Raw genomic sequence first — 26,866 nt, 5'->3', positions numbered from 1 at the left:
ATTTTTGGTTCTTACCAATGACTTATTATGGCGTCGTATTTCCAAAGGTTGCTGTGCGCGGGTTTTGTCTTTTTTATGGTTTGGTGCGTGGGTGCGCAGCCTGGCCGCGAAAAACTATTGCTCGACAAAGATTGGCGTTTTGGGTTCGGGCATACGTACGATACCGAAAAAGACCATGGTCATGCCACGGCCTATTTTTCTTATTTGTCCAAGACGGGATTCGGTGACGGCCCTGCCGATCCTGCCTTTGACGACCGTGCCTGGCGCCGACTAGACCTGCCGCACGATTGGGCGGTGGAACAACCGTTTAGCGAAAAAGGCAGTTTTAGCCATGGTTTCAAGCAATCGGGCAAAGGGTTTCCCGACAGGAGCATTGGCTGGTACCGCAAGAAAATCGCAATCCCGCAAACCGATTTGGGGCGCAACCTCAAGCTCCAGTTCGACGGCGTTTTTCGCAATGCCAAGGTGTGGTTCAACGGGTATTTTTTAGGAACTTTCGAAAGCGGATACACCGGCTTTAGCCATGATGTAACGGATTATGTCAACTATGGCGGCGAGAATACGATTGTCGTTCGCGCCGATGCCTCGATGGAAGAAGGCTGGTTCTATGAAGGCGCGGGCATTTACAGGCATGTGTATTTGCTCAAGACGCATCCGCTTCACATCGCCCAAAACGGCACCTATGTGACCAGCGTCGTTCAAGGGCAAACGGCAAAAATTACGGCGCAAGTCACGATCGAGAACCGGGGCGACTACCATGGAACTGTCGAAATTGCAAACGAAATCTATGATCCTGTTGGGAACAAGGTTGCCTCCGACACTCAGCAATCTTCGGCGCCGGGATTTATGCTAACGACAGACGCGACTTCGGTGTTTACCATCACAGGCCCGCAATTGTGGGACATCGACAATCCCAACCTGTACCGGTTGGTGACCAAGATTCGGCAGCAAAGCAAAATCGTAGATGTTTACGAAACCACCTTTGGGATACGAACGGTGCGCTTTGATCCCGAACAGGGTTTTTTCCTGAACGACAAACCGCTGAAACTAAAGGGCACCAACAACCACCAGGACCACGCAGGGCTTGGCACCGCGCTGCCCGACGCACTGCAGGATTTCAGGATACGCAAACTCAAGGAAATGGGGAGCAATGCTTACCGTTGTTCGCACCATCCGCCCACGCCCGAGTTACTGGACGCTTGCGACCGTTTGGGGATATTGGTGATCGATGAAACGCGGCTCATGGGTACCAACGACTACCATCTTGGCGAGCTGGGGCGCATGATACGTCGCGACCGGAACCATCCGAGTGTTTTTTGCTGGTCGGTGGGTAATGAGGAATGGAAGATCGAAGGGAACATCATCGGCGAACGCGTTACCGCGACCATGCAGGCGTTCACCAAGCGGCTGGATCCGACGCGCCCGGTGACGGTGGGCATCAGTAGCGGTTTCAAGGCCGGGATTTCATCGATGATAGACGTCATGGGCTACAATTACCTGGGTAATGGCGACATCGATGCGCACCGCAACGACTTCAAACACCAACCCGGAATGGGTACCGAAGAAGGCTCCACCTTTGCCACGCGCGGCATCTATTTTACCGACGATGCCCAACACTACAAAAGCGCCTACGACCGCAAACCGCGTCCCAGTTTTTACAGCATAGAGGAAGGGTGGAAGTTCTATGCCACGCGACCCTATCTGGCAGGCATGTTTGTATGGACCGGATTCGATTACCGCGGTGAGCCGACGCCTTATGGCTGGCCATCGGTAACGTCCTATTTTGGGATGATGGACGGATGCGGTTTCCCCAAAGACAGCTTTTATTACCTCAAGTCCTGGTGGACCAATGAACCAATGCTGCATTTGTTTCCGCACTGGAACTGGCAAGGCAAAGAAGGGCAGGAGATCGATGTCTGGGTGTATTCGAATTGTGACGAGGTCGAATTGACACACAACGGAAAAAGCCTAGGCCGGAAAAAGATGGAACCGCTCGGGCATCTCGAATGGAAAGTCATCTACCAACCCGGTACACTCGAAGCGGTGGGGTACCAAAATGGGAAGAAAGTGCTTTCCGAAAAGCACCAAACCACTGGTAGCCCGCAAGACATCAAGCTTAGCGTGCAGAATGCCGTCAACCAAAAATCGAACGGCACCACCATCGTAGCGGTATCGGTTGCCGACAAGCACGGGCGGCACATCCCGACGGCCAATCACGAGATTTCCTTTGAAGTCAAGGGCGGCTCGATCATTGGTGTAGGAAACGGCAATCCGACATCATTGGAAAAAGACAAGTTTATCGATGCGCTTACCTTGGTGCCGATCACAGATTTACAGGAACAGCCGTTGCGCAGTGCCGACCTACCGCAAAATTTTCCGAAGTTCACCGGAGGCCAATGGCAGCCTGCCTTTAAAGACCGCGATTACAAAAATCCCAAAGCGGCTTATGCGTACCAAGGGAAATTTGTTTACGACGGCAATTCCAAAGCCCAATTGACTTTCTTTTACCAGCCCATCGGCGTGCAATCGGCTGTGTTTGTCAACGGGAATTTATTGCAGGGTTCCAAAGAAGATCCGCACCAATATCTGATTCCACAGGGTGTGCTGCGTTCCGGTGAGAATACCGTGGGCATCGTCGCGACGCCCATACGTAAGAAAAACGATTGGGATGTGGCGAACACCAATTCCGGCGTGATCCAGGTGGTGGTGCCGTCCGGCCCGTGGAAGCGAAAGCTCTTTAACGGCTGTGCGCAAATCATCCTGCAGCAAGACGATGGCGCCGAGGACATGATTTTATCGGCGACAGGCGAAGGTTTGCGATCGGCATCGCTCAAGATCAAGAAAAAATAGCCGACGGGCGTCCTTTGTTTGCAGGTTTAAAGACAAACCCATAATTTTATCGGGTGACATGGAACTCATAGCCGTACTCGAAAATCCCAACTACATCATCAACATCGGGCATGTGATCCGCAACGTCAATGCGTTGGGTATAGACCAGTTGTTTGTAGTGGACGGGCTCCATAGGCTCGAAGACGATTTGGAAGTACTCCGCAAAAGAAAGACGCTGCTCAAACACTCCTCGGGGGCGGTGCAATTTACGCGTATCCGTCGGTTCGATACCGCGCAGCAATGCCTTGACTATCTTTCCCAAAATGACTTTCTTTCAATAGGGACATCGCCGCACGGCGGAGACCGGAATTTTTTGCTCCACGAGGCCCGATTCGATGCGCCCAAACTCGCGATCTGGTTTGGCGACGAAGCCAATGGCTTGACCCAGCTGGTGTTGGACGCATGCGCGTTTTGCGTAACCATCGCCATGCGCGGCGCGGTCGAAAGCCTGAACCTGGCCACCACCACGGGCATTGTATTGCATACCGCCGTCGTGCAACGTCAGCTAAAATAGCGGTTGGTGTTGGGCGTGTATCGGCAATTTTTTATCTTTAAGGGATCAAACCAAGCGCCATGCAAATTCCCAAAGACCACGGCGGCGTGTATGCCGAGACCAATCTGGAAAACCTGTTTCCCGAACCGTTTAATGCCGTGACCTCGCTCTTTTTCTTGGGCGTGGCCATTTGGTGGACGTTGCAAATCAAGGGGCGCTGGCGCGAATTTCCGTTTTTGACTTATGCGTTGGCGTTGCTATATGTGGGCGGGATCGGCGGAAGCCTCTACCACGGTCTGCGCATTTGGCCGGTGTTTTTGATCATGGATTGGCTGCCCATTATGTTGCTGTGTCTTTCGGCAGGGCTGTGGTTTTTGGCCAAACTTACCCGCTGGTATTTTGCCGTGCTGATTGTTTTGGGCTATTTTGCGTTGCAGCAGTTCTTGCGGATGCATTTTGCAGACGATATCCAACGGTTCATCAATACGAATTATGCATTGCTGGGCGCGATCGTGCTTTTGCCCGTCTTGGGCTTTTTGATCGCGACGCGTTTCAAGCACGCGTTTTGGGTAGGGTTGGCGCTGTTTGCCTTTGTGCTCGCCTTGTTCTTTCGCGTGGCCGACAAATGGGAGCTGCTCCCGATGGGTACCCACTTCCTATGGCATGTTTTTGGCGCGGTGGCGGCTTTTTCGATGCTGCAATTTGTTTATTTGACCGAACAAAAGCCCAAACTGGCGGTCGGGTAGGCGCTTCTAAATTTTTCGCAAGGTCAAAACACGACTGCCTTGGATAAAGGTCAAGATGTCCATCTTCCAATGGCCTGTTTCGTTGGTGAGTTCAAGGTGGAACAACTTGGGTTTGGAGCCATCGTTGTACAACGCCACGAACTGAAACTCCTTGATTTTGGGCGAGGCGGACGACAGTATCTTGAATTCCGTAATGGTGATTTTGTGTACGATTTCGGCTTTTGGGTCTACGACGGCCGCGGTGGCGCGAAGCAAATCGGGGTACACCAATCCCAGTTCGAGGATTGGCAACAGCTTAGGATCGGTATGGTATACGAGCAACAATTCGTTGTCGAATTTGATGGCCTCGTTCGTGATCAACGTGATGGCGCCCTTGTAACGCGGGATGGCATCGCTTTGGGCTTGCATCAATTGGCATGCGAGCAGTATGATCGGGACAAATTTGAACACGGTGCTATGGTTTTGTTGCTTTGGGTTCGCCGAACCGCCCGAAAAATAAGTAAAATATTCGGCAACAACAAAACAGGTGCAGAAAATGAACTTAGGGTTTTACCGACTTAAGCCCCACGCTTCCCGTTTGTAAGCCGTCGGCCGAAACCTCGAGCGTGATGTCGCCTGCCGCTTGGGTCGATTGCACGAGCACGACCAATTTGCCGCTAAAGAGTTTCATCGTTGGCAAATGGAACACTTCGAGCGACGTCGCATCGCCATTGCACGCCGCCTTGTAGGTTCCTTGTCCAGAGACCTTGAAATGCATCTGGTTGGTGGCCGTTGGGCACGGGATGCCGTTTTTGTCGACCACCGAAACCGTCACAAAAGAAAGGTCTTGGCCGTCGGCCTTGAGGGTCTTCACATCTGGATCGAGTACAATGCGGTGCGGTTTTCCGGCGGTTTTCATTTCTTTTTGCGCAACGGGTTTTCCGTCCTTGTCAAAAGCGACCACCTTGACCGTGCCGGGCTCGTACTTGACATCCATCCACATCAGGCGGTAGCGGTGTTGCGGCGTTTTGTCCTTTGTTTTTTGTTGGATGCCCATGCTTTTGCCGTTGACGAACAATTCGGCGCTGTCGTAATTCGTATAGACAAAAACCGGTGTGGTTTGGCCTTCGCGCCCTTCCCAGTTCCAGTGCGGGAGCATGTGCAGCGTTTCGTCCTGGGTGTTCCATCGGCTTCGGTACAGATAATACCTGTCCTTGGGCAATCCGGCCAAATCCGAGATACCGAAATAAGAGCTGCGCGACGGCCAGTGCTCGTCGTACGGCCACGGTTCGCCCAAATAGTCGAATCCGGTCCATACAAATTCACCGATGACCCAAGGCTTGTCGTCCTGCAAGATAAAATCGTCTTCGGGCAAATTCGACCATACGCAGGACTCCAAATCGTAGGAAGAACACTGGTGGTCCGGATAGTTTTTGTCCTTGGCGGGTTCGACAGGAAACTTGTAGACGCCACGCGAACTGATGGTCGACGCGGTTTCAGAACCCAGGATAAACCCTTGCGGAAACGCCTTGTGCGCGTCTTCATACAAATGCGTGCGGTAGTTGAGCCCGGGGATATCGAGCAGCGCGCCAAAACCCGATTCCATGGTTTGCTTGACCTGGTCCATCCCCACGGTAACGGGGCGCGTCGGATCTTCGCGATGGAACACGTCTTGCAGGAATTTGGCGCGTACCAAGCCTTCGGCGCCGTATTGGTCGGGCACCTCGTTACCGGCGCTCCACATCACGATGCTCGGGTGGTTGCGCGTGGCGCGTACGAGGTTGGCGACGTCTTTTTCGGCATACTGCTCGAAGAACAGGTTGTAGCCGTTTTCGACCTTGGGTTTGCCCCATTCGTCGAAGCTTTCGGCCAGGAACAAAAAGCCCATTTCGTCGGCCAGTTCGAGCTGTTCGATAGAAGGCATGTTGTGCGACGAACGGATGGCATTGCAGCCCAAGTCCTTTAAAATCGTCAACTGTCTGCGCAACGCCGATTTGTTGATTGCGGCACCCAGCGGCCCAAGGTCGTGGTGCAGGCAAACGCCCTTGAATTTGGTGGCCTTGCCGTTGAGGACAAATCCTTTTGCGGCGCTGTATTCGACCGATCGGATGCCGAATTTGATCGATTGTACATCCTTGAGCGTGCCGTTGGCGTACAACTCGGTGACCGCCGTATACAGATAAGGCGTTTCGGGACTCCACAAATGTGGTGCTTTTACGGTCAGGTTTTGCTCGAAGGTATCTTTTGCGGTTTGTTCATTTTGGAACGTGGCGACGGTAGTTCCGTTGGCGTCTTCGATCCTTGTGGACATCGTCAGGTTTTGTCCGGCGGTTTTGGCTTTTATGTTGACGGTTGCGGAATTCGCGTCGATTTTTGGCGTGGTGATGAACGTGCCCCATTGCTCAAAATTCTCGGGGTTCTTGACAATAAGGCTCACTTTGCGGTACAATCCCGCACCGGGGTACCAACGCGACGAGAACGGCAGGTTCGTCAGTTTGACCGCCAACGTATTGGTTTGGTTGGGCAACAAATCCTTGCTGATGTCGATGTAAAAATAGGCATATCCATAAGCCCATTGCCCGACCTGCTTGCCGTTAAGGTACACCACGGGCTGGCTCATCGCGCCGTCAAAAACGAGCAGCGCTTGTTTACCGGGCTTGAAATCGGGTAGGGTAAAGGTCTTTCGGTACCAGCCTGTGCCGATGTGTGGCAACGCGCCGGTGCGCCCGGTTTTCTCTGTCGGTATTTTTTCGTTGTTCTGCTCTATGGCCACTACCTGTCGGTCCCATTCCTTGTCGAAAGGCCCGGTGATGGCCCAATCGTGCGGGATGGATACTTTTTCCCAGCCCGAATCGTCGAAGTTTGTAGCCGACGCCGTGTCATCGGTTGATCGCGAGAATTTCCAGCCGTCGGACAAAAGCGTATGGGAACGCGTCGTATCCTTGGCGCCCGAGCATCCGGCCAAATATCCCATCAAAAGCAAAAACAATGAAAAACGAGAAACAGCAATCAAAGACATAGTATTTTGTTTATTCGGCAAGTTACGACTATCATTCCCATCAAAGGCGGTCACCCCACCAGATTGTGCCGTCATGCCTACTGGTTTTCGATGGCATGTGGTTCTCAAATTGCGATCTGTACAATATATTGAAGCCACTGTTGCGAAATCGTTAAAAAATGAACTTCGTGCTGCGATTTTGATAATTTTCAGTAAATTTATGAATGTCGCCTTCGTTCCAAGATGAGTGAGGCCAACCGTATACGTATTCACACCTAAATCAATAATCATGGGAAAGTTTGTAATTTCGAAAAGGGCCAACGGTGAATTCCAATTCAACCTGGTTGCAGGAAACGGCCAGAATATTCTGTCAAGCGAGGGATATTCGGCAAAACCGAGCTGTTTGAACGGCGTCGAATCGGTACGCACCAATTCGCAGGACGATGCCAGATTCGAAAGAAAGGACTCCTCGAACGGCAAGTATTACTTCAACCTCAAGGCCAGCAACGGGCAGGTCATCGGCAGCAGCCAAATGTATGAAAGCGCATCGGGACGCGACAACGGCATCGAGTCGGTCAAGACCAACGCGCCATCGGCCACGGTAGACGATCAATCTTAGTTACAAACCATCTTCGGATGGTTTTTTTGTGCGGCGGTTATTTTTCGTGCAGAATTATTGTGAGAATTTTTCTGTTATGAGGTAAAAATAAGATACAAAACAGTTCTATTGCTTCTGTTTTTCGCTTATTTCTGCCCTAAGTTGCTTTGTGTTCGCGAAATTCAGAAAGGAATAGAAAAATAATGCCTTTGTCTGATTTGGTATCTTGATTTGCTGGGCGCTATTTCCTTCCGAGAATATTTGACTTAGATAGGATTTTGGAATTGCCAACTGCTTTTCTAAATCGTTGCGGCTTAAACCGAACTCCTTAGTTTTTTCAAGTATCCAATTTGCTGTTACGGTGTCAGATTGAAAAGAGAAAACGGCTGGCTTAATTTTAATGTCAAAGTCGATTCCGACAACCACTGCCTTGCAACGGTCGTACAGTTCTTTATTGGATAAAATGATACCATTGTGTAATTCTGACTGTTTGATGACAACGGTTGCAAAATTGGTATCAATTTCGACCAATTTAATTTCTATCCCGACACGTTTATAATTTTGTATCGAGGCCGATATTTGATGTAATTGATCGTCATCGATAGGTAATTTGCTCCATTCCATTTTTCAAAGATAGGGAAGCCAAGTCTATTTTAGGGTTTTGCGGCGGTTACTTTCCAAATAAGAAACTGAAAAAAAGTATTCCAGTTAATCATTCTGCGGTTTGGCTAAATGCCAATAATATGCCCAAGTAATTAGTAGTAAACAAAAAAATGTCATTTTGAGAATATTCTGACTATGACTGTCTACGTTGCTGTCACTATGGCAGACACTCCTGGAAAATTGAAATTTCCCATCCAAAATTTGTCATTTTTCCATCGTTTATCGCAAAACCAATAGTTATTCAAATCGTTCGTATATTTGAAATAATTTCAAATTAATGCGAAAAACTCTGAGTAACGGGGAGTCAAACTCTTTTAAAGGATGATTAAGATAAATCAAATAAGGCGCAAGGCATTGTTGTCAGTTTTGTTGTGCATGATGTCAGGCAGTTTGCTACATGGACAAGAAAATAAGATACTGAACCGGCTGAACAGGGCCATCGATTCTTCCAAATTATATGACAATCGTAAAATCGCGACAATCGACAGTTTGAGGAAATCACTAAAGCTTGTAGATGACAGTGACTTAATTAAACAGTTCGATCTGAACCAGCAGCTATTTGATCATTACAGTGTTTTTAAACGGGACTCTGCTTTTGCATATGCCCAACAAACGCTACTTGTCGCCGAGAAAATTAATGATAAGTTTTATTTGGTAAAGGCAAAAGTTAATTTGGCCAACATATGCGTTTCGGCAGGGATGTATAAGGAAGGTCTGGATTACCTGTTTTCTGTGGATGTTAGTCAAATTACCGCGGCAAACGGTTCATTGTACTATGGCTTGCTTGGAAGATGTTATGGCGATATGGCAGAATACAGCAGCATTCCGTATTTCAATAAAAAGTACTCCGCGCTTGCAAAGGAAAGTAGGGTCAAAGCACTTCAGCTCACGGAACAAGGTACTTTTTTCAATAGTTTCCTGAAAGCATTTAATCTGTATCAGGATGGCGATATTGCCCAGGCCGAGGCTGACTTTTTGACTTTACTCAAAACGGCAACCGGAAAACGCGATCAGGCCTTAGTCAATTATATGCTTGGCGAACTCTACCACGGTGCCAATCATGACGACAAGGCGATTCCTTATTATGCGGCGTCGGCGATTACCGACGTAGAGGTTTCTACAAAGGAGTCCTTGGCGTTGATCAAACTTTCTGAGATTCAATTCAGGAAAAGGAATTTGCAAGTGGCGTCAGGACTGATCCGAAAGGCTTATGACGATGCGTTATTTTATGGCGCACAGCAAAGAAAGTTACAGGTGGGTGCCATTCTTCCGTTAATTGAGCAAGAGATTTTAGACAACGCAGAGCGCGAAAGAAAACGGTTGTATTTGCAGTATGTCGTGGCCACAATCGTATCGGTTACCATGATATTTTTCTGCGCGTTGATTTTTATTCAGTACAGGAGAATCAAAAAGGCAAGGAAGACCATTGCCGAGGCGCACAATGCGCTCGAAAAAATAAATTTAGAATTGGTCAAGGTAAATGAAAAGGTCAATGCAAGAAGTGCCGAAATTGCAATTATTAACGACAGGTTGTCTGAATCCAACAAAATTAAGGAAGAGTACATCGGCTTCTTTTTTAGCGAATACGACGACATTTTCGAAAAGTTCAACGAGCTAAAAATCAACATTGGAAAGGACATTGATTCAGGGAACACGGCAAATGCAAAGTACAGGCTGACCAAATACGACCTCAAACGCGAAAAAGAAAAGTTGCTGCACAATTTTGACACTGCGTTTATCAGCTTGTTCCCCAATTTCATTAAAGAGTTCAATGCGCTGATGAAAGAAGGCGAGCAGACCATCCTCAAGGCTGACCAGATATTGAATAAAGAACTCCGAATTTTTGCCTTGATCAGATTGGGCGTCACACACAATGAAAAGATAGCGCAGATACTCGGCTACTCTGTCAACTCCATTTATACGTACAAAACCAGGGTGCGAAACAAGTCAGTCATCGAGAATGAAGGTTTTGATAAGGTGTTGCTGGCTAATACGACATTAAAGGCATAATCATTCACAGTTGAGGCAGATTTTGGTAAAAGTCGATTGGTAATTATTGAATTTTGTAGTATTAAAATTATCAAATCTTAAAATTTACATCAATTTATTTTCAATTTCCCTTAAAAATATCTATACGGTTTATATCGTTATAGTTTATTTAAATAATTGTAATTCAGGTTTTTGTAATTCTGTAACAGCTAAAATCTTCTTGATATTTCTATACGGTATTTTGGGTTTGGTTTAACACACCCTAATTTTTGTTCCTTTGTTTCGCTATCACCAACATTTAGTGCGGTAGCAACAAATCAAAAACTAAAAACGTGATGAAACTCTTTTTACCAATTGATTTTTTAGAGACTTACAGAAAGCGGTCATTTTTGTTGTTCTTTCTGTTCGCATTATTTTTATCGGCCAATGCGTTTGCGCAAAGCCAAGTGACCGGTGTCGTATATGACGAGCAGCGCCAGCCACTTCCAGGGGTAACAATCAAGGAGCAAGGTACTTCGAACAATACTGCTACCGATGCAGACGGACGGTTTACATTGCGCCTTTCAAACGCAAGTCCTACGCTGGTGGTTTCTTTTGTCGGTTATACTGAAACGACCGTAAAAGTAACCGGTGGCAATGTGGAGGTCTTCATGAAGCCAGACGCGGTCACACTCGAAGACGTAGTAGTGATTGGATACGGAAAAACGAAAGCCAAAGACCTGACCGGGTCGGTTTCGACAATCGATTTAAGCAAAACCAAAAACCAACCGGTTGCAGACATCGGTCAAGCCATGCAAGGACGTGCCGCTGGTGTCCAGGTTGTTGCCGCTGGTGAACCGGGTGGTAATGTGACGTTCAGGATTCGGGGAACAGGAACAATAGCCAACAATAATCCGTTGATTGTAGTTGATGGAATGCCTTTGAACGGCGGTCTCAATCAATTGAATACAAACGACATAGAGTCTATAAGTGTTTTAAAGGATGCGTCGTCTACCGCGATTTACGGAGCAAGGGGAGCCAATGGCGTCATCATCGTTACCACCAAAAGAGGCGCCAAGAAAGACGGCAGCACGTTGAGTTTCGACACTTTTACAGGAATACAAAGTGCCGCCAATCAAGTCGATGTGCTTAATGCCTCGCAATTCGCGGCGCTCAATAATGAGATGCTGACCAATGGCGGACTCACGCCAAATCCTGAATGGACAGATCCTACGACATTGGGTACCGGTACCGACTGGGTTGGCGCACTTTTCAACCCTGAATTGATGTCAAGCTATACCTTGTCTTACGGCAGTAAGAGCGAAAAATCAAATCTGTATTTCTCGGGCAATTATTTCAAGCAAAAAGGAATTGTCCTGGGAACCGATTACCAACGTTTTTTGGTTCAGATCAATAGCGACACCAAAGTCAAGAACGCGATCAAGATCGGCAACAGCCTGAAATTGGCCAACGACATCAAAAGCCGCGGCGATTATAACATCAGGAATACTTTGCTTGCCAACCCGACCCAACCCATCAAAGACGAAACAGGAAATTATACAGGCCCGGAAGGAAATCCGCTGTATTCAGGCGATGTGCTCAATCCGATCGGACAGGCAAACCGTGTCGAATCAACGACCAAAGGATATAATCTTCAGGGGAACATTTTTGCGGAGATTAAGTTTTTGAAGAATTTTACCTTTAAGTCATTGGGCGGATTGGAAGCCAATTTTTGGTTCGACCGCACCTGGTCGCCCAAATATTCATGGGGCCCGAATGTACAAGCCAACTCTTATCTGTACCAAGGCACAAACAGAAGCATTACGCTTTTGTGGGACAATGCGGTTACGTATGATGCCAACTTTGGAAAACACCATCTCAATGTGGTGGCGGGAACCAGTTCCCAGGAAAACAAATTTGATTTTTTGAATGGATCGATCCAAAAATTTGCAAGTGACAATACTCAGCAAATCGACAGCGGAACACTCTTGCCAACAGTTGGCGGCAACGCGTCGGAATGGGCGATTCTCTCTTATCTGGGGCGCGTCAATTATGATTATGACGGCAGATATTACCTTACCGGTACAATTCGTCGCGACGGTTCGTCCCGTTTCGGAGAAGGCAACAAATGGGGCTGGTTCCCGTCGGCGGCTTTCGCATGGCGTATCTCCAAAGAGCGCTTTATGGAGAATGTGCGTGCGGTCAGCGATCTTAAATTAAGGTTTGGTTATGGTGTTACTGGGAATCAGGAAATCGGGAATTATGCGTTTTCGTCTTCTTACAATACGGTACTTTACAATTTCAATAATACCAATGTTGGTGCGGTAGTTCCTACGGTGCTTCCCAATTCAAACGTAAAATGGGAAGGCCAGGAGCAATACAACATCGGATTGGATGCGGCTTTCCTCAAAAACAGATTGAGTTTTACCGTCGACGGCTATGTGAAAAATACCAATGACATGCTCGTGCCGATGTCGGTGCCGGTGACTTCAGGTTATTCCGACATTTACGTTCCTTCTATAAATGCAGGTCGAATTGTCAACAAAGGCGTAGAATTTTCACTTTCGTCCAAGAATTTGACCGGTGCCTTTCAATGGAGTACCGATGCGGTGTTCTCCTACAACAAAAACAAAGTGGAAAGCATCAACGGGAACACACCGATCATCACGGGCAGTACCGGTTTGAACAGCAGCATTTCGCTTATTCAGGCAGGTTATCCCGTCAACGTCTTTTACGGCTATGTGACCGAAGGCATTTTCCAGACGCAAACCGATGTCAACAACCACGCCGTGCAAACAGCCGGGAACAATCCGGCTACAAGCACCGCTGCGGGCGATATCCGATTTAAAGATTTGAACAGCGACGGAATCATCAACGACAAAGACCGTACATTTTTAGGCAATCCCAACCCAAAGTTCAGTTATTCTTTGAACAATAGTTTTTCCTATAAGAATTTCGATTTGAGTATTTATTTCCAAGGTGTTTACGGAAACGACATCTACAATGCCAATCGGATGTACACCGAATCGATGTCTGTCATCAATAACCAAAGCACCGCTGTTTTGGGCAGATGGAACGGACCGGGCAGCACCAACACCATGCCAAGGGCTGTCTATGGTGATCCGAATGGCAACGCGCGCGTATCCGACCGGTTCATCGAGGACGGCTCGTACCTCAAACTCAAAAACATCAACCTGAGCTTTACTTTGCCAAAGGATGCTTTCGAATCGGTTTTCTCTGAAGCTCGGATTTATTTCTCCGCCCAAAACTTATTTACCATTACGGACTACAGTGGATTTGACCCAGAAGTTTCGGTAAGTGGTATCGATAACAATGTGTATCCGGTGACAAGGATATTCTCTGTAGGATTTAATGTTATATTTTAATAAACGATGAAAATGAAATATGCTAAAATTTGCCTGATGTTTTTATTGTCGCTTTCATTGGTGCAATGCAGTGACGATTTCTTGGATAAAACCCAACCAGACACCATCAACACCGAAAATTACCCGACGACTGCCGAAGAATTGGTTACCGTAGTCAATGGCGCCTACCAGCCGCTTCAATGGGCAAAACTCTACAACCTCAGAATGTGGACTACCGATATTTTCGCAGGCAACAGTATCGTGGGTGCCGGTGGAGGAGAAGACGGAATAGAGACGACCAACCTTGCGAATTTCGTCACCAACAGCTCCAATGAAGGTGTACTCGATCTTTGGCGCGGACCGTGGCCAGGAATCTTGCGTGCCAATATCGTCATCAAAGAAGCGCCGGCCATGGCTATCGATGAAGCGATCAAAAACCGCAGTCTTGGTGAAGCCTATTTTTTAAGGGCACAATATTACTTTATTTTGGTTCGGTTTTTCGGCGATGTGCCGCTCATTACCGAGCCACAAAATTCAGACAGCGATTTGTATCCGGCACGCACTTCCGCCAGCACCGTGTATTCCCAAATCGTAAGCGATCTTGAAAACGCCATCCAATTGCTGCCCACCAAGCAACAATACGCAGATGCCGACAAAGGCCGGGCGTCTAAAGGGAGTGCTATGGGAATGCTTGCAAAAGTCTACCTGACTTTACAACAATGGCAACAGGTCGTAACCCTCACCACAGAATTGGAAAGCATGGGCTACAGCCTTAACACCAACTATGCCGATAATTTCCGCGCACAAACCGAAAACTCGGACGAATCGCTTTTTGAAGTGCAATATGTAGCCAACGCGGGCTATGACTTTTGGAGCAACGAGAACCAAGCCTCTTGGACAAGCGCTTTCATGGGGCCGAGAAGTTCCAACCTCGTGGCGGGAGCCTATGGCTGGAACCAACCTACCGCCGAGTTCGTAAGCAATTATGAGTCGGGCGACTTGCGCAAAGACGTCACGGTGTTGTATGACGGCGGACCAACTTTCGAAGGCACCAGTTACAGCCCGTCATGGTCGAATACGGGATACAACGTGCGCAAGTTTTTGGTTCCGCAAAGTATCAGTCCATCGTTTGACAGCAGCCCGCTCAATTTTCCGGTGTTGCGCTACGCAGACGTCTTGCTGATGAAGGCCGAAGCGTTGAACGAATTGGGACAGACCGCGCAAGCCGAAGCGCCGTTGAACCAGGTACGCAGCCGCGCCGGACTCGGAGCTATTGCAACCGGAATGTCGCAACTCGATTTTCGCTATGCAGTGCTCAAGGAAAGAAGAATCGAATTGGCATTTGAAGGCCATCGTTGGTTCGACCTTGTACGCGTGGACAACGGTCAATACGGATTGAATTTCCTGCATTCCATTGGCAAGACCAATGCAGACCAACACTTTCTGTTGCTCCCGATACCGCAAATCGAGCGTGACAGAAACCCTAACTTATCTCAAAATCCAGGCTACTAAAAAATGGTTATTATGAAGAATAGAAATCAGAATACAAGATGGGCTAAATGGGCATTAATGCTGCCTTCGCTTTTATTGGTATTGTTTAGCTGTACGAACGATGACGAATTGAATGACAATATTGGCCAGGCGGGACCTTTAAAACTATCCGTGTCAACTACCGAACTCGTGCTGGACCCGAGCATGTACCTCAACAACTTTACTTTTACTTGGACCACCGGAACCAACCAAAACACGGGCTCTTCGATATCGTATAAATTGGAAATCGATAAAACCGAGAATAATTTTTCGAATCCAATTGAATACGATTTTGGTACCAACAAATATGCGTTCGATTTGAACGTAGCGACACTGAACCAAATACTGTTGACGACTTTCAATGCACAAGCGGGAACACCCATCGCATTGCAGGCGCGAATCACAGCGACATTCGCCGATCAGAGCGTACCTGTTCAAACCTCAACGGTCGATTTGACATTTACGCCGTACCAGCCGTTGACAACAACATTGTTTATAGTAGGAAGCGCTACCCCAAATGGTTGGGATATTGGAAATTCGGCACAACTGACCGTTTCGTCCACGAATCCGGCGGAATTTGTCTACAACGGACAGCTAAGCAACGGTACTTTCAAGTTTGCCGTAAACCAAGACGGTTGTTTTTGCCAGGATTTTTATACCAAAGACCCTACAGATTCCAACAAAATGGTCTACAACCAGAATGGAAGCGGTGACGATCTTCAATGGAATATTACCGATGCGGGCAATTACACGATTACAGTAAATGTTCTCGATCTGACCATTAACATACAATCTGTCGGCACTCCGCCGTTCACGCAGCTTTGGATGGTAGGCGATGCGACCCCGAGTGGTTGGAACATCGATACCCCGCAACCTTTTACAGTCACAGCCGACCCGTATATTTTTACTTATGAGGCCACATTGACGCCGGGCAACTTTAAAATTCTTGCCGGTGCGACGGGCAATTGGTGCGGGCAGTGGTACAGGCCTTTGGTCGACAACCAAGTTTTGACAGAAACAACAGTAGCGCAAAATTCAGGATGTGACGTAGACAACAAATGGCAAGTAACCAGTGCGACAGCGGGAAGGTATAAAATCACATTGAATACTCTAACCAACGTCATCAACATCACGCCGGTAGAAGTGTACCTTATCGGCGATGCCACGCCAAACGGCTGGAATATGGGGTCTTTTACGCCAATGAGCAAAAGCGGTGGCGTCTACACCTGGACGGGTAATCTAAACGCAGGCGAATTTAAATTCACTAAATTCAACACCAATTGGTGCGACGGAACAGAAATTGTGGCAGCTTCCCCAAGCCAAAGTATCAGCAACACCGCTTTTGGGTTCAATGAAAACTGTTCCGGGAACGATTACAAATGGGTAGTGACGGCGGCTCAAGCAGGCACGCATACCATTACATTGAACCTCAATACCAATTCGCTAACAATCAACTAAGATGAAAAACAGATTGAATATTTCGAGATTTATATTTTGCTTCAGTTTTGCCATAGCGTTGGCCTGCAACAATGACGACGATGCAGGCGCCATCTATTATGCACCTGATCCGGTCACGCAAAAAGTAGAACTTTCTACAAACAAAGGGGCTTATATGCCGGGTGAGGCGGTTCAGATGAAAGCAGATAAAATGTATAGCAACGCCATGATCCGGTACAGTCATCTGGGTACCACGATCAGCGAAGAGCCCTTTACCGCCACTTCATGGACGTGGACACCACCATCGGACGACTTTAAAGGATATATGGTAGAAGTTTATGTCCCTAACAGCGATGGAACAAACACCGTTTTGGGAACCACCGCAGTTGATGTATCGTCCGATTGGGCCAAATTTCCGCGTTATGGATTCCTTTCTGAATATGGTAACAATACCGAATCGGAAAGGACTGCTATTATCGACAACCTCACCAAATTCCACATCAATGGCCTGCAATTCTACGATTGGATGTACAGGCAACACCAGCCGCTTGCCGGTTCGGTCAGCAATCCGATGCCGGTGTGGAACGATATCATTAATCGCGACAATTACAAAACCACCGTCGAAAGTTACATTGCCAAAGCGCACGAAAAAAACATGAAGGCGATGTTTTACAACCTTGCTTACGGTGTACTCGATGATTACAACCATAGCCTGATTACGCCGCAAATGTTCATCTACAAAGATGCCAATCACAACACAATCGATTTCCATCCGCTTGCCGCACCTTTCATCAGCAACATTTACCTCACCAATCCCGCAAATACCGATTGGCAGAATTATTTGGCGCAACAAAATAACGATGTCTACCAGGTTTTCGACTTTGACGGATATCACATTGACCAACTCGGCGATAGGGGTAATGTTTACAATTATGGCGGTACAGGAGTAGACCTCAAAAACACATTCGCGCCATTCATTGCTGCGATGAAAACCGCACATCCCAACAAACACTTACTTTTCAACGCCGTCAATCAATTTGGTCAGCAGCAGATGGCCAATGAATCGCTCGACTTTTTGTACAGTGAAGTTTGGTCGCCAAATGAAGGTTTTAAAGACTTAACCAAAATTTTGTCGGACAATGCAACTTACAGCAACAATACCAAAAACACGGTTCTTGCCGCTTACATGAACTACAACAAAGCCAACGGGCAAGGCGTGTTCAATACCCCTGGGGTTTTGCTGGCCGACGCGGTTATTTTTGCGTTCGGTGGATCGCACCTTGAATTGGGCGAACACATGCTGGCCAAGGAATATTTTCCGAACAAAAACCTGAGCATGACCGCAGAATTAAAGTCATCGCTTGCAGAATATTACGATTTCTTGGTGGCTTACCAGAATTTGTTGCGCGACGGCGGTGCTTTTAATGAGCCGGTTGTCAGTACGGGCGATGGAAAAATCAATGTCGGGAGTTGGCCGCCAAGTATGGGAAAAGTTTCGGTTGTGGGCAAACAAGTCGGTGCCAAACAAGTTGTGCATCTGCTTAACTTCACCAATGCCAATTCGCTCAACTGGCGTGACACAGACGGCAATCAAAACACGCCGACAGACATCAAACAGGCTGTCGTAAACATCAAAGTAAATGGCACCGTCAACAAAGTCTGGTATGCTTCACCCGACACCAACGGAGGAGCGGCGGTTGCATTGACCTACACGCAGAACGGAAACAGCATCAATTTAAAAATACCATTCCTGAAATATTGGGGAATGATTGTCATCGAATGAGTTAGTTGATTATATTTTTTAGCCCCCGGTAAATCTTCGGGGGTCATTTTTTTAAACCGGAAATACACCACAATGAAGAAGTTTTTTTTAGTAGCGTGCCTTTGCGCCGCGATGGTTTTAGTAAACGCACAAGAATTGAAATCGCCTGCCGGGAATCTGGTCATGAAATTTGACATCCAGCCAGATGGTACGCCATCCTACAAGCTGACCTACAAGGGAAAAGAAGTGATTAAAACCAGCAAATTGGGATTGACGTTGAAAAACGACCAAAAGTCGCTGTTGAATGATTTTACGGTGTCCGATACCAAAACAACTTCATTTGATGAAACTTGGAAACCCGTTTGGGGCGAAGTCGCTTCCATCCGCAACCATTACAATGAAATGGCCGTCACGCTGAACCAGCGCGAAACGAACCGTCAGATGATTATCCGCTTCCGGCTTTTTAACGAGGGCTTGGGCTTTCGGTATGAATTTCCGCAGCAAAAGAACCTCAACTATTTTGTAATCAAGGAAGAGCGCACCCAATTTGCGATGACGGGCGACCACACCGCATTCTGGATTCCAGGCGACTATGATACGCAGGAATACGATTATACCGAATCCAAACTTTCTGAAATAAGAGGGCTGATGGAAAAATCAATCACCAGCAATCTGGCGCAGACGTCGTTTTCTCCAACCGGCGTACAAACGTCTCTAATGCTCAAAACCAAAGACAATATCTACATCAACCTGCATGAAGCGGCGCTGATCAATTATGCCTGTATGCACTTGAATCTTGACGACAAGAATCTGATTTTTGAATCGTGGCTGACCCCTGATGTAAAAGGGGACAAAGGCTACATGCAATCCCCTTGTCAATCACCCTGGAGAACAATTATGGTGAGTGACGATGCGCGGGATGTGTTGGCATCGAAAATGACCTATAATCTTAACGAGCCTTGCAAAATTGATGATACTTCATGGATAAAACCCGTAAAATACGTTGGTGTTTGGTGGGAAATGATCACCGGCAAAACTTCTTGGTCTTACACCAATGAATTTCCATCCGTACAATTGGGCGTTACCGATTACAGCAAAGCCAAGCCAAACGGCACACATGGCGCGACTACCGCAAACGTAAAAAAATACATCGACTTTGCCGCAAAACACGGATTTGACAGCGTTTTGGTTGAAGGCTGGAACGAAGGCTGGGAAGATTGGTTTGGCAACTCCAAAGACTATGTATTCGATTTTGTGACGCCTTATCCTGATTTTGATGTCAAAGCTATACATGAATATGCAAAATCAAAAGGCATTAAGATGATCATGCACCACGAGACATCGGGTTCTGTGCGCAACTATGAACGCCATATGGATGCCGCCTATAAATTCATGAAAGACAACGGATATGATGCCGTAAAGAGCGGCTATGTAGGTCCAATACTCCCACGCGGAGAAAATCATTACAGCCAATGGATTGTCAATCATTACCAATATGCGATTGAAAAAGCGGCGCAATACAAAATCATGGTGAATGCCCACGAAGCGGTACGACCGACCGGAATTGCGCGTACCTACCCGAATCTCATCGGGAATGAAGCTGCCAGAGGAACCGAATATCAAGCTTTTGGCGGTTCCAAGCCAAATCACGCCGCAATACTCCCATTTACAAGGTTGATCGGCGGCCCGATGGATTACACACCCGGTATTTTTGAAATGGATTTAAAGAAATTTAGTCCAAACAACAATTCCCACGTAAATGCTACGATAGCCAATCAACTGGGATTGTATGTCACGCTCTACAGTCCGCTTCAAATGGCAGCAGATCTACCGGAACACTACGACCAATTTCCAGATGCTTTTCAATTCATCAAAGACGTTGCGGTAGACTGGGATGACAGTGAATATCTTGAAGCCGAACCAGCTAAATATGTTACCGTTGCAAGAAAGGCAAAAGGGACCAACAACTGGTTTGTGGGTAGCGTTGGTGGAATACAGTCCCGTACATCGACAATCTCTTTTGACTTTTTGGAATCGGGTAAAACCTACATCGCTACGATATATGCTGATGCCAAGGACGCAGATTACAAAACAAACCCGCAGGCCTATCAGATTACAAAAGTTGTCGTGAACAACAATTCAAAATTGTCGCAATTCGTAGCGCCGGGAGGTGGTTACGCTATTAGCGTCATGGAATCGACGAAAAGTGAGGCAAAAGGGCTAAAGAAAATTTAGGAGATAGAAGCCAATAGCATTGATATTCGGAAGATCCAACAAAATCAAGATGTATTCATGTGACGAAAGTCGGGGGTGAAAAGATGAGAAGCTGCGCGCGCGCAAACGCAAGTACATACGAATGTAGTGCCTTTTTTGTTTAACAACTTGATTTTTAATAACATACACTCTAAAATTTAAATTGCATTTTTTATGCGACACTTTTCAAGAGGGTACCCCCTATAATCAAGTAAGTTGCCTTGAACGAAAACCAAAAAAATATTGGGTATGGGGTCAAAAATAAAGAACACCGACAAAACTTTTTGGCTTTTGTTCGGTGTTCTTTAAAAATGGAACTTGATATAGGATAAGCGGATAGTAGTGGCTCAAAAATTTTTAACTCTGGCGATCAGTTTTAGTTTTATGGCCTAATTCCTAATGACTTGATTTGGGTCATAAATATTGTTCTTGTAACTCAGATAATTCTCTTCTGTAATGAGCCAGGATTTGCCAACTTTACTGGCTTTCAATAGGCCGATGCGACAATGATGTGTGATTGTCGCGACTGACTTTTGGGTCATCGTGGCCACTTGTCGAACCTTATAATTTCTTTCGCCTGAGACTTGCTTGGCGGGATTTCTACTAAGATGATCCTCGATTTGATCGATAATATTGTTAATCACTTTTTTTGAAAGTGAATCTACCAGTTCCGGCATCCAATCGATTTTGTGGAATTTCCCGTCTATTACCACACCGAAGTCGTTATGTGCTATTGGTCCCATTTTATTCGGCTTTATTACAGATTTCGATTATTCTTTCATTTTGAGGAACGTTAATTTCTCCAAGATTGGTCGTGTAGTAAAACATTTCGAGTTTGATGGTCAAATCGTTGGCGCTAATCACATTGTACTTCGAGACATAACCCGATGATTTCGTGTAAGTCAAAACGCCATCTTCGATGGTGTAATCACCTTCAGTCGTGGACTGTTCACAGTAGTTCGTCATCCCAACTTGGTACATGCGAAACTTTCCGACAATCGCGCCGCCGTCAGCGGAAAATTGATAATAGTTGTATTGATCCTCGCAATCACTAATGGCTTGGATTTGACCATTAACGGATTTGTGACTGAGGTTCCAACGACCTGATAAATGTTGCGTTTCCGGCGGAGTGTTCGGTACTGTTGGTTGAGAAATGTCGTCGCTGCTTGAACAGGCGAACGTTGACGCAAATAGCGCCATCAAAAGGATTTTTTTCATGATGTGGTAGTTAAGCGGTTCGTATTCTTTGAAAATAAAAGAGCGCAGCCTTCTCCGCGCGCCGCCAGGCCTACCACGGCCTACAAGAACAACGGATACAGCCACGCCCAGACGGGCGCGTTGTAACACTATCTGTCCTTGTCATTTTGAAGTGGTAGTTCGGCGACTGACAATAATGCTAACAGCACGATTATTATATAGTAAACTAAGCGTGATTGGTCAACCCGAGGTGAAAAATTCTAAAAGCTGAAGCGCAATGTGCTTTTGGGACGGTTTACATCTTTTTGTATAATCCGTAATCCGAATGCTCAAGCAATTTGCCTCTGGCTTTTTTCAAGATGCTATCGGTTGTTCGTTCACGGATGCCAAATGATTTACCCAAATTTACCGCTTCCTTTCTGCTAAATGTTGAAGGCAATGCTTCAAAGAACGTTCTCTTTTTGCTTCCAATTTCAAACATAATGTCTTCAGTTTGTTTCGGAAGATTCCCAAAAACAACGATACTATGTTGAATGTAAACGTCAATCAATGTAAGAGCGGTGTCAAAATCTTCGTCTAAACAAAGAATCTTCGTGCTCTCCCTTGAGTTTTCAAAGTGGCGTATCGCAGATAAAATCATGCAAATCCGGTAAAGAATCAATCCATGTCTTTTCACAATGCTGTCTGCGTTTCCTTCGACAAACAAACCTACTTCGCTGAGGTACTTGTCAAAAGCCCGATTCAGTTTTTCCCATTGTGATTTGGTTAGTTCGAAATACACATTCGTGTTTTTGTAAAATTTGACGAGTTCATTCGTTTTCACCGACAGCGACCTAAAGTGCTCGGTTAAATTCATGGAGCCTGCCTCGGGTGATGGGTCGTTCCAAACCGAAGTGGACTCGAACGAATAGAAAATGAATCGGCTAAACAATCCGTCTTCAGCCGAAGGAATAATGCCCTTGACCTGATTCGGCGTGCCGGTCAATGCAATGGACAACTTCGGTTCGTCAATTTCTACATATTCTTGACTTGCCTTTCTCGTAGACGAAATTGACTCATGATGAAATGCCTGTCGCATAATGTAAGAGTAAGAGCCCCACTCTTGTTTGAAAGCTTGAGCCATCGCATCTGCTTCGGTCTCGCAGATGATACCGGAGCCGCCATTCATCTGAAGGTGCATGTAAATTGCTGCGGTACTTGCATTGCCAGGAATAAGCACAACTTTCAAAGGTGGCTCAATCGGGCGCTCTAATGCGGTGTCGCTCTCGCGGCCGCGTTTTTCTGCTTTGTACCATTTTAGTTCCTGTTCATATTTCTCTCGCTCTGCTTTCGAAGTTTTGACGGTTTCCTGATGATAGAATTTTGCCAAATCTTTTGCAAAGGTCAATGCGCCTTTGTTCGACGCGGGAGGTGCAACTACAAAAGAATATAAATTGGCAAACACAATCTTTTGGAAATACAGACCTTTGATGTTCGGCAAACAGCCAGACAACACTGTCAGCGAAGCAGTAAGAAATAGGTCTTTTTGACGCGCGTCATCAAATACATCAGTACCATTTTTAATCAATTAAGGAAGCGTCGAATATATCCATTCAGGAATGAGTGGGGTAGAGCATGTACACTGTTCGACTGTAAACTCTGTACCCGAGTCTGACATCCCATCATCAAAATTTACAGAGTTTGCAAACTTTGCAAACTCTGCAAAGTGATTGTGGTAGACGCTTTTGACGGTGTCAGTAATTTCCTTTTCACCCAAATCGAATGTCGAAACGCAGAAATCCCTTGTGTGTTCTACACTAATTCCCCATCGGTTTGCGTTACTCGCGAATTGAAAGATAAAGTTATTGCGATTGCCTTTTCGGTACTCGTTTTGCCTTTCGGTAAACTTCAGGCATTTTTCCAAAGCCTCTTCCGGTAATTGGTCGTTGTTGGCCAATTTCGAATCATTTTTCGGTGTAGGAATGAAGGTTGTTGCGTCCGGGTTGATGTGGCAATCTTCATCGTGAGAAACAAAACAAAGTCTGGTGATGTCTTTGCATTTTGGATCACATTCATGACCCACGAGTGCCTCATAGAATTTTGATACTGCTACGTAGGTTTCAAGGTGGTTAGAATTGTCCGGCTCCACTTTCACCAATACCTTTATTCCGGTGCAGGTTGGGCTGATGAATGCGCCAAACGTAAAAGGACTTGAACAAACTTTCGACTTGACGTTGTCGAGTTCTTCGCGCGGAATGTCATCAAAATCCAAGCAGACGAAACCCGAGTGGGATTTGAGGTTTGCCTGCGACCGCCCACCTTCAAAAATGCCGGACGCGGTAAACGCATCCAGCTCTTTTTTTAAGGTTTCGGCAGATTCCTCATCGCCCTTGTGCAACGCGTATCTGATTGAGTTGATTTTCGATTGGTGTTTGTCGCTTCGGATGGCCAATAGTAGATTGGTTAAATCTTCGACACCGAAGCAGCGGAAGTTTTGATAGACGCTCACAGCGCCGTAATTTTTTTTAGCCTCCATTTTACGGTCGTTTGTTTTTCAGAATGTAATTCGTGGCCATCTTCTCAATTTCGTCCGAGGTTGTTTGTCGGTTGCTGAGCAGCCATTCGTCAAGCTCTGTGCGTTTGAAATACAATTTTTTGCCGTTGGGACAAAAATGCGGGATTCGTTTCGTCGAGGTCAACTTGTAAAGGTGATTTTGTGAGACGTCGAGGTACGATGCCGCTTCATTGAGATTGAGGACATCCTTGGAAAGTAGCGACTGGCTTTCGATCATCTTTCCGAGTTCGTCGAGTTTTTGAATGATTACGTTTTCTAACATGATTTTGCTTTTTTAAACTGTTTCTGTGCCGCCTTTCAATCAATCCAAACCCAAGGCGCAAAGAGTTCTTCATGACTGTGCAGCAAAGTAAAAGCAAAAGCAAAGTGGTGACAGGAACAGAAAAAGCCTGATTTCAAAGGATTTTGTTACTATTGAAAATCAGGCTTTTATGAATAAAATATTCTATGATAGTAACTAAAAGTAATCTCGCATCGAGAAGGCGATGATTAACGAAGTATCCAGTTTCTGACTACTTTAATTTTAGCTTCGTCCGATTCTTCTGTCGGGGAAATTGTCACCAACGACATTTCAAGGAGTCTGACAATGCATAATATCAATTCGTTTGGTGTTGGCTTGTCATTAGTAACGACGAACAAACCTTTCTCGGTGAGAAAACGGTAATAAGATTTCGCCAGCTTGAATTTAAATTCGTTTTTAAACGGATATTCGTCGAAAGATCGCGCAAATCCGACTGCACCTTGTTCCCAATTCCCGTCTCCCCAAAATTGTAAGATGTCTTCGAATTTTTCATTGATATAACTAAGGTGGTGTTATGACATCAATTAGGCAACAAAAATTTGCAATAAGTGGCAATTGGGCAACAAAAAAAAGAAAACAACATCGTCAATTTGTCAACAATATCAAGGATTTGACAAATAAAAGAAACAAAATTACTTTCCGATGCAAAAATTCGCAAAAATGTTCCCCAACAACTCATCGTTGGTCACCTCGCCCGTGATCATGCCAAAATGGTACAACGCTTCGCGGATGTCAATGGCCATCAGGTCTGAAGAGAGGTTGGTCTGCAAACCGTACTGCACTTTTTGGATTTCGGCGAGCGCCTTGAGCAGCGAATCATAGTGGCGCGTGTTGGTCACGATGGTTTCGTTGTTGCGCAGCGCGCCCGTGTCGACAAACGAAATCAAACGGTTTTTGAGCTCGTCGATGCCAAGACCCTGTTTGGCCGAAATCATCAAAATTTCAGGAATTTCAGATTGGATCGATGCGGTTTGGTCTTGCGAGAGTTTATCGGCTTTGTTGCCAATGATGACCAGCGGTTTGAGCGGAAATTGGTTTTTGATCTTCTCGATTTCGACTTTCACCGCGTGCAATCCATCATTAATTATCAATTGGTCACTATTAATTAAATAAACGACCACCTGCGCCTGTTCCATCTTTTCGAACGTTTTTTTGATGCCGATGCTTTCCACGACGTCCTTGGTTTCGCGGATGCCGGCCGTGTCGATGAAACGGAATCCGATGCCGTTGATCACCAATTCGTCTTCAATAGTATCGCGCGTCGTACCGGCAATGTCCGACACGATGGCGCGTTCTTCGTTCAAAAGCGCATTGAGCAACGTCGATTTGCCCACGTTGGGTTCGCCCACGATGGCCACGGGAATCCCGTTCTTGATCACGTTGCCCACGGCGAACGAATCGATCAGGCGTTTGAGGACAAATTCGATGCGGCCCAGCAACTCCTTGAATTGAGTACGGTCGGCGAATTCGACATCTTCTTCGGCAAAATCGAGCTCGAGTTCGATGAGTGAGGCAAAATTCAAAAGCTCCTGACGCAACTGTGCGATTTCGTTAGAGAAACCGCCGCGCATTTGTTTCATCGCGATCTGGTGCGACGCTTCGTTGTCCGACGCGATCAAATCGGCGACGGCCTCGGCCTGCGACAAATCGATCTTGCCGTTCAAGAATGCGCGTAACGTGAACTCGCCAGGTTGGGCCATGCGCGCGCCTTTGCGCAACAACAGTTGGATGATTTGCTGCTGGATAAACGTCGATCCGTGGCAGGAAATCTCGATGGTGTCTTCGCCGGTGTAGGAGTTGGGCCCTTTGAACACCGATACGAGCGCTTCGTCTATCGTGAATTCGCCGTCTACGATGTGCCCCAAGTGCAACGTGTGCGACTTTTGCCGCGTGAGGTCTTTGCCTTTGATAGATCGGAACACTTGGTTGCCGATACCAATGGCTTGCTGGCCCGAAAGCCTTACGACCGCGATGGCGCCTGCGCCCGATGGCGTCGCCAACGCCACGATGGTTTCTTCGTTCATCTCTAAAATAATTTTGCCGAGTTTTGGCCTTGGTGCAAAATTACGCCAAATCGCCCAGCCGTCAAAACCCTAACAAAATGATAAACTTTGCCGTGTGTTGGTTTTGGAT

19 protein-coding genes are annotated in these 26,866 nt (G+C 46.6%); 10 read left to right on the top strand and 9 right to left on the bottom strand.

Features of this window, described 5'->3' with window-relative positions; translation table 11 throughout:
• Window positions 1-27 precede the first annotated feature (27 nt).
• From galA to BLP55_RS14230, 3 genes are read left to right on the top strand one after another with little or no spacing between them, the layout of a single operon-like run.
• Complete coding sequence (gene galA / locus BLP55_RS14240) at window positions 28-2,850, top strand: beta-galactosidase GalA (RefSeq protein WP_091145932.1); 2,823 nt, start codon at window positions 28-30, stop codon at window positions 2,848-2,850.
• A 58-nt stretch (window positions 2,851-2,908) separates the two neighbouring features.
• A complete protein-coding gene (locus tag BLP55_RS14235; protein ID WP_091145928.1) occupies window positions 2,909-3,403 on the top strand; it encodes a TrmH family RNA methyltransferase in 495 nt (164 codons plus the stop codon).
• A 59-nt stretch (window positions 3,404-3,462) separates the two neighbouring features.
• Window positions 3,463-4,128, top strand: coding sequence for a hypothetical protein (locus BLP55_RS14230; protein ID WP_091145925.1), 666 nt, complete (start codon window positions 3,463-3,465; stop codon window positions 4,126-4,128).
• Between the two features lie 6 nt (window positions 4,129-4,134).
• Here BLP55_RS14230 and BLP55_RS14225 read toward each other — a convergent pair whose 3' ends face one another.
• Window positions 4,135-4,578 (bottom strand): hypothetical protein, encoded by a 444-nt coding sequence (locus BLP55_RS14225; protein ID WP_139149681.1) that lies wholly within the window; start codon window positions 4,576-4,578, stop codon window positions 4,135-4,137.
• A 91-nt stretch (window positions 4,579-4,669) separates the two neighbouring features.
• Window positions 4,670-7,126 carry a DUF4982 domain-containing protein gene (locus tag BLP55_RS14220; RefSeq protein ID WP_091145919.1) on the bottom strand — a complete coding sequence of 819 codons (2,457 nt, stop codon included), beginning with the start codon at window positions 7,124-7,126 and terminating at the stop codon, window positions 4,670-4,672.
• Window positions 7,127-7,394: 268 nt separating this feature from the next.
• On the opposite strand from BLP55_RS14220, the gene BLP55_RS14215 reads away from it, so the two are divergent.
• Window positions 7,395-7,724, top strand: coding sequence for a YegP family protein (locus BLP55_RS14215; RefSeq protein WP_091145915.1), 330 nt, complete (start codon window positions 7,395-7,397; stop codon window positions 7,722-7,724).
• Between the two features lie 105 nt (window positions 7,725-7,829).
• On the opposite strand, the gene BLP55_RS14210 is transcribed toward BLP55_RS14215, so the two are convergent.
• On the bottom strand, window positions 7,830-8,327 hold the full coding sequence (locus BLP55_RS14210) for a hypothetical protein (protein ID WP_091145911.1): 498 nt from the start codon (window positions 8,325-8,327) through the stop codon (window positions 7,830-7,832).
• Window positions 8,328-8,687: 360 nt separating this feature from the next.
• On the opposite strand from BLP55_RS14210, the gene BLP55_RS14205 reads away from it, so the two are divergent.
• The 6 genes from BLP55_RS14205 to BLP55_RS14180 all read left to right on the top strand — a co-directional run bounded on the left by BLP55_RS14205 (window position 8,688) and on the right by BLP55_RS14180 (window position 20,663).
• Window positions 8,688-10,376, top strand: coding sequence for a DUF6377 domain-containing protein (locus BLP55_RS14205; protein ID WP_091145908.1), 1,689 nt, complete (start codon window positions 8,688-8,690; stop codon window positions 10,374-10,376).
• A gap of 314 nt (window positions 10,377-10,690) precedes the next feature.
• A complete protein-coding gene (locus BLP55_RS14200) occupies window positions 10,691-13,720 on the top strand; it encodes a SusC/RagA family TonB-linked outer membrane protein (protein ID WP_091145904.1) in 3,030 nt (1,009 codons plus the stop codon).
• Between the two features lie 12 nt (window positions 13,721-13,732).
• Window positions 13,733-15,211 carry a RagB/SusD family nutrient uptake outer membrane protein gene (locus BLP55_RS14195; protein ID WP_244503470.1) on the top strand — a complete coding sequence of 493 codons (1,479 nt, stop codon included), beginning with the start codon at window positions 13,733-13,735 and terminating at the stop codon, window positions 15,209-15,211.
• A gap of 3 nt (window positions 15,212-15,214) precedes the next feature.
• Entirely contained in the window at window positions 15,215-16,687 is a 1,473-nt protein-coding gene (locus BLP55_RS14190; RefSeq protein ID WP_091145898.1) for a SusE domain-containing protein, read from the top strand.
• Window position 16,688: 1 nt separating this feature from the next.
• Window positions 16,689-18,449 carry an endo-dextranase gene (locus BLP55_RS14185; protein ID WP_091145895.1) on the top strand — a complete coding sequence of 587 codons (1,761 nt, stop codon included), beginning with the start codon at window positions 16,689-16,691 and terminating at the stop codon, window positions 18,447-18,449.
• A gap of 72 nt (window positions 18,450-18,521) precedes the next feature.
• On the top strand, window positions 18,522-20,663 hold the full coding sequence (locus BLP55_RS14180) for a glycoside hydrolase family 97 protein (RefSeq protein ID WP_091145891.1): 2,142 nt from the start codon (window positions 18,522-18,524) through the stop codon (window positions 20,661-20,663).
• A gap of 407 nt (window positions 20,664-21,070) precedes the next feature.
• Here the strand turns inward: BLP55_RS14180 and BLP55_RS14175 are convergent, their stop codons facing one another.
• The 6 genes from BLP55_RS14175 to mnmE form a co-directional block, all read right to left on the bottom strand.
• Window positions 21,071-21,424 carry a hypothetical protein gene (locus BLP55_RS14175; protein WP_091145888.1) on the bottom strand — a complete coding sequence of 118 codons (354 nt, stop codon included), beginning with the start codon at window positions 21,422-21,424 and terminating at the stop codon, window positions 21,071-21,073.
• 1 nt (window position 21,425) lies between these two features.
• Window positions 21,426-21,899, bottom strand: coding sequence for a lipocalin-like domain-containing protein (locus tag BLP55_RS14170; RefSeq protein WP_091145885.1), 474 nt, complete (start codon window positions 21,897-21,899; stop codon window positions 21,426-21,428).
• Between the two features lie 274 nt (window positions 21,900-22,173).
• A complete protein-coding gene (locus tag BLP55_RS14165; RefSeq protein ID WP_091145879.1) occupies window positions 22,174-23,445 on the bottom strand; it encodes a DUF3987 domain-containing protein in 1,272 nt (423 codons plus the stop codon).
• Window positions 23,446-24,393 carry a BT4734/BF3469 family protein gene (locus BLP55_RS14160; RefSeq protein WP_091145876.1) on the bottom strand — a complete coding sequence of 316 codons (948 nt, stop codon included), beginning with the start codon at window positions 24,391-24,393 and terminating at the stop codon, window positions 23,446-23,448.
• Between the two features lies 1 nt (window position 24,394).
• On the bottom strand, window positions 24,395-24,694 hold the full coding sequence (locus BLP55_RS14155) for a helix-turn-helix domain-containing protein (RefSeq protein ID WP_091145873.1): 300 nt from the start codon (window positions 24,692-24,694) through the stop codon (window positions 24,395-24,397).
• Window positions 24,695-25,365: 671 nt separating this feature from the next.
• Window positions 25,366-26,757, bottom strand: coding sequence for a tRNA uridine-5-carboxymethylaminomethyl(34) synthesis GTPase MnmE (gene mnmE / locus BLP55_RS14150; protein WP_091145869.1), 1,392 nt, complete (start codon window positions 26,755-26,757; stop codon window positions 25,366-25,368).
• Window positions 26,758-26,866 lie beyond the last annotated feature (109 nt).

This window comes from Flavobacterium caeni, from assembly GCF_900101895.1.
Lineage (GTDB): Bacteria > Bacteroidota > Bacteroidia > Flavobacteriales > Flavobacteriaceae > Flavobacterium > Flavobacterium caeni.
This window is presented reverse-complemented; position numbering and strand designations above follow the sequence as displayed.

Coding starts and splice junctions, on each gene's coding strand:
- galA (WP_091145932.1), top strand. CDS start 28: ATGGCGTCGTATTTCCAAAGGTTGCTGTGCGCGGGTTTTGTCTTTTTT.
- BLP55_RS14235 (WP_091145928.1), top strand. CDS start 2,909: ATGGAACTCATAGCCGTACTCGAAAATCCCAACTACATCATCAACATC.
- BLP55_RS14230 (WP_091145925.1), top strand. CDS start 3,463: ATGCAAATTCCCAAAGACCACGGCGGCGTGTATGCCGAGACCAATCTG.
- BLP55_RS14220 (WP_091145919.1), bottom strand. CDS start 7,126: ATGTCTTTGATTGCTGTTTCTCGTTTTTCATTGTTTTTGCTTTTGATG.
- BLP55_RS14215 (WP_091145915.1), top strand. CDS start 7,395: ATGGGAAAGTTTGTAATTTCGAAAAGGGCCAACGGTGAATTCCAATTC.
- BLP55_RS14210 (WP_091145911.1), bottom strand. CDS start 8,327: ATGGAATGGAGCAAATTACCTATCGATGACGATCAATTACATCAAATA.
- BLP55_RS14205 (WP_091145908.1), top strand. CDS start 8,688: ATGATTAAGATAAATCAAATAAGGCGCAAGGCATTGTTGTCAGTTTTG.
- BLP55_RS14200 (WP_091145904.1), top strand. CDS start 10,691: ATGAAACTCTTTTTACCAATTGATTTTTTAGAGACTTACAGAAAGCGG.
- BLP55_RS14195 (WP_244503470.1), top strand. CDS start 13,733: ATGAAATATGCTAAAATTTGCCTGATGTTTTTATTGTCGCTTTCATTG.
- BLP55_RS14190 (WP_091145898.1), top strand. CDS start 15,215: ATGGTTATTATGAAGAATAGAAATCAGAATACAAGATGGGCTAAATGG.
- BLP55_RS14185 (WP_091145895.1), top strand. CDS start 16,689: ATGAAAAACAGATTGAATATTTCGAGATTTATATTTTGCTTCAGTTTT.
- BLP55_RS14180 (WP_091145891.1), top strand. CDS start 18,522: ATGAAGAAGTTTTTTTTAGTAGCGTGCCTTTGCGCCGCGATGGTTTTA.
- BLP55_RS14175 (WP_091145888.1), bottom strand. CDS start 21,424: ATGGGACCAATAGCACATAACGACTTCGGTGTGGTAATAGACGGGAAA.
- BLP55_RS14170 (WP_091145885.1), bottom strand. CDS start 21,899: ATGAAAAAAATCCTTTTGATGGCGCTATTTGCGTCAACGTTCGCCTGT.
- BLP55_RS14160 (WP_091145876.1), bottom strand. CDS start 24,393: ATGGAGGCTAAAAAAAATTACGGCGCTGTGAGCGTCTATCAAAACTTC.
- BLP55_RS14155 (WP_091145873.1), bottom strand. CDS start 24,694: ATGTTAGAAAACGTAATCATTCAAAAACTCGACGAACTCGGAAAGATG.
- mnmE (WP_091145869.1), bottom strand. CDS start 26,757: ATGAACGAAGAAACCATCGTGGCGTTGGCGACGCCATCGGGCGCAGGC.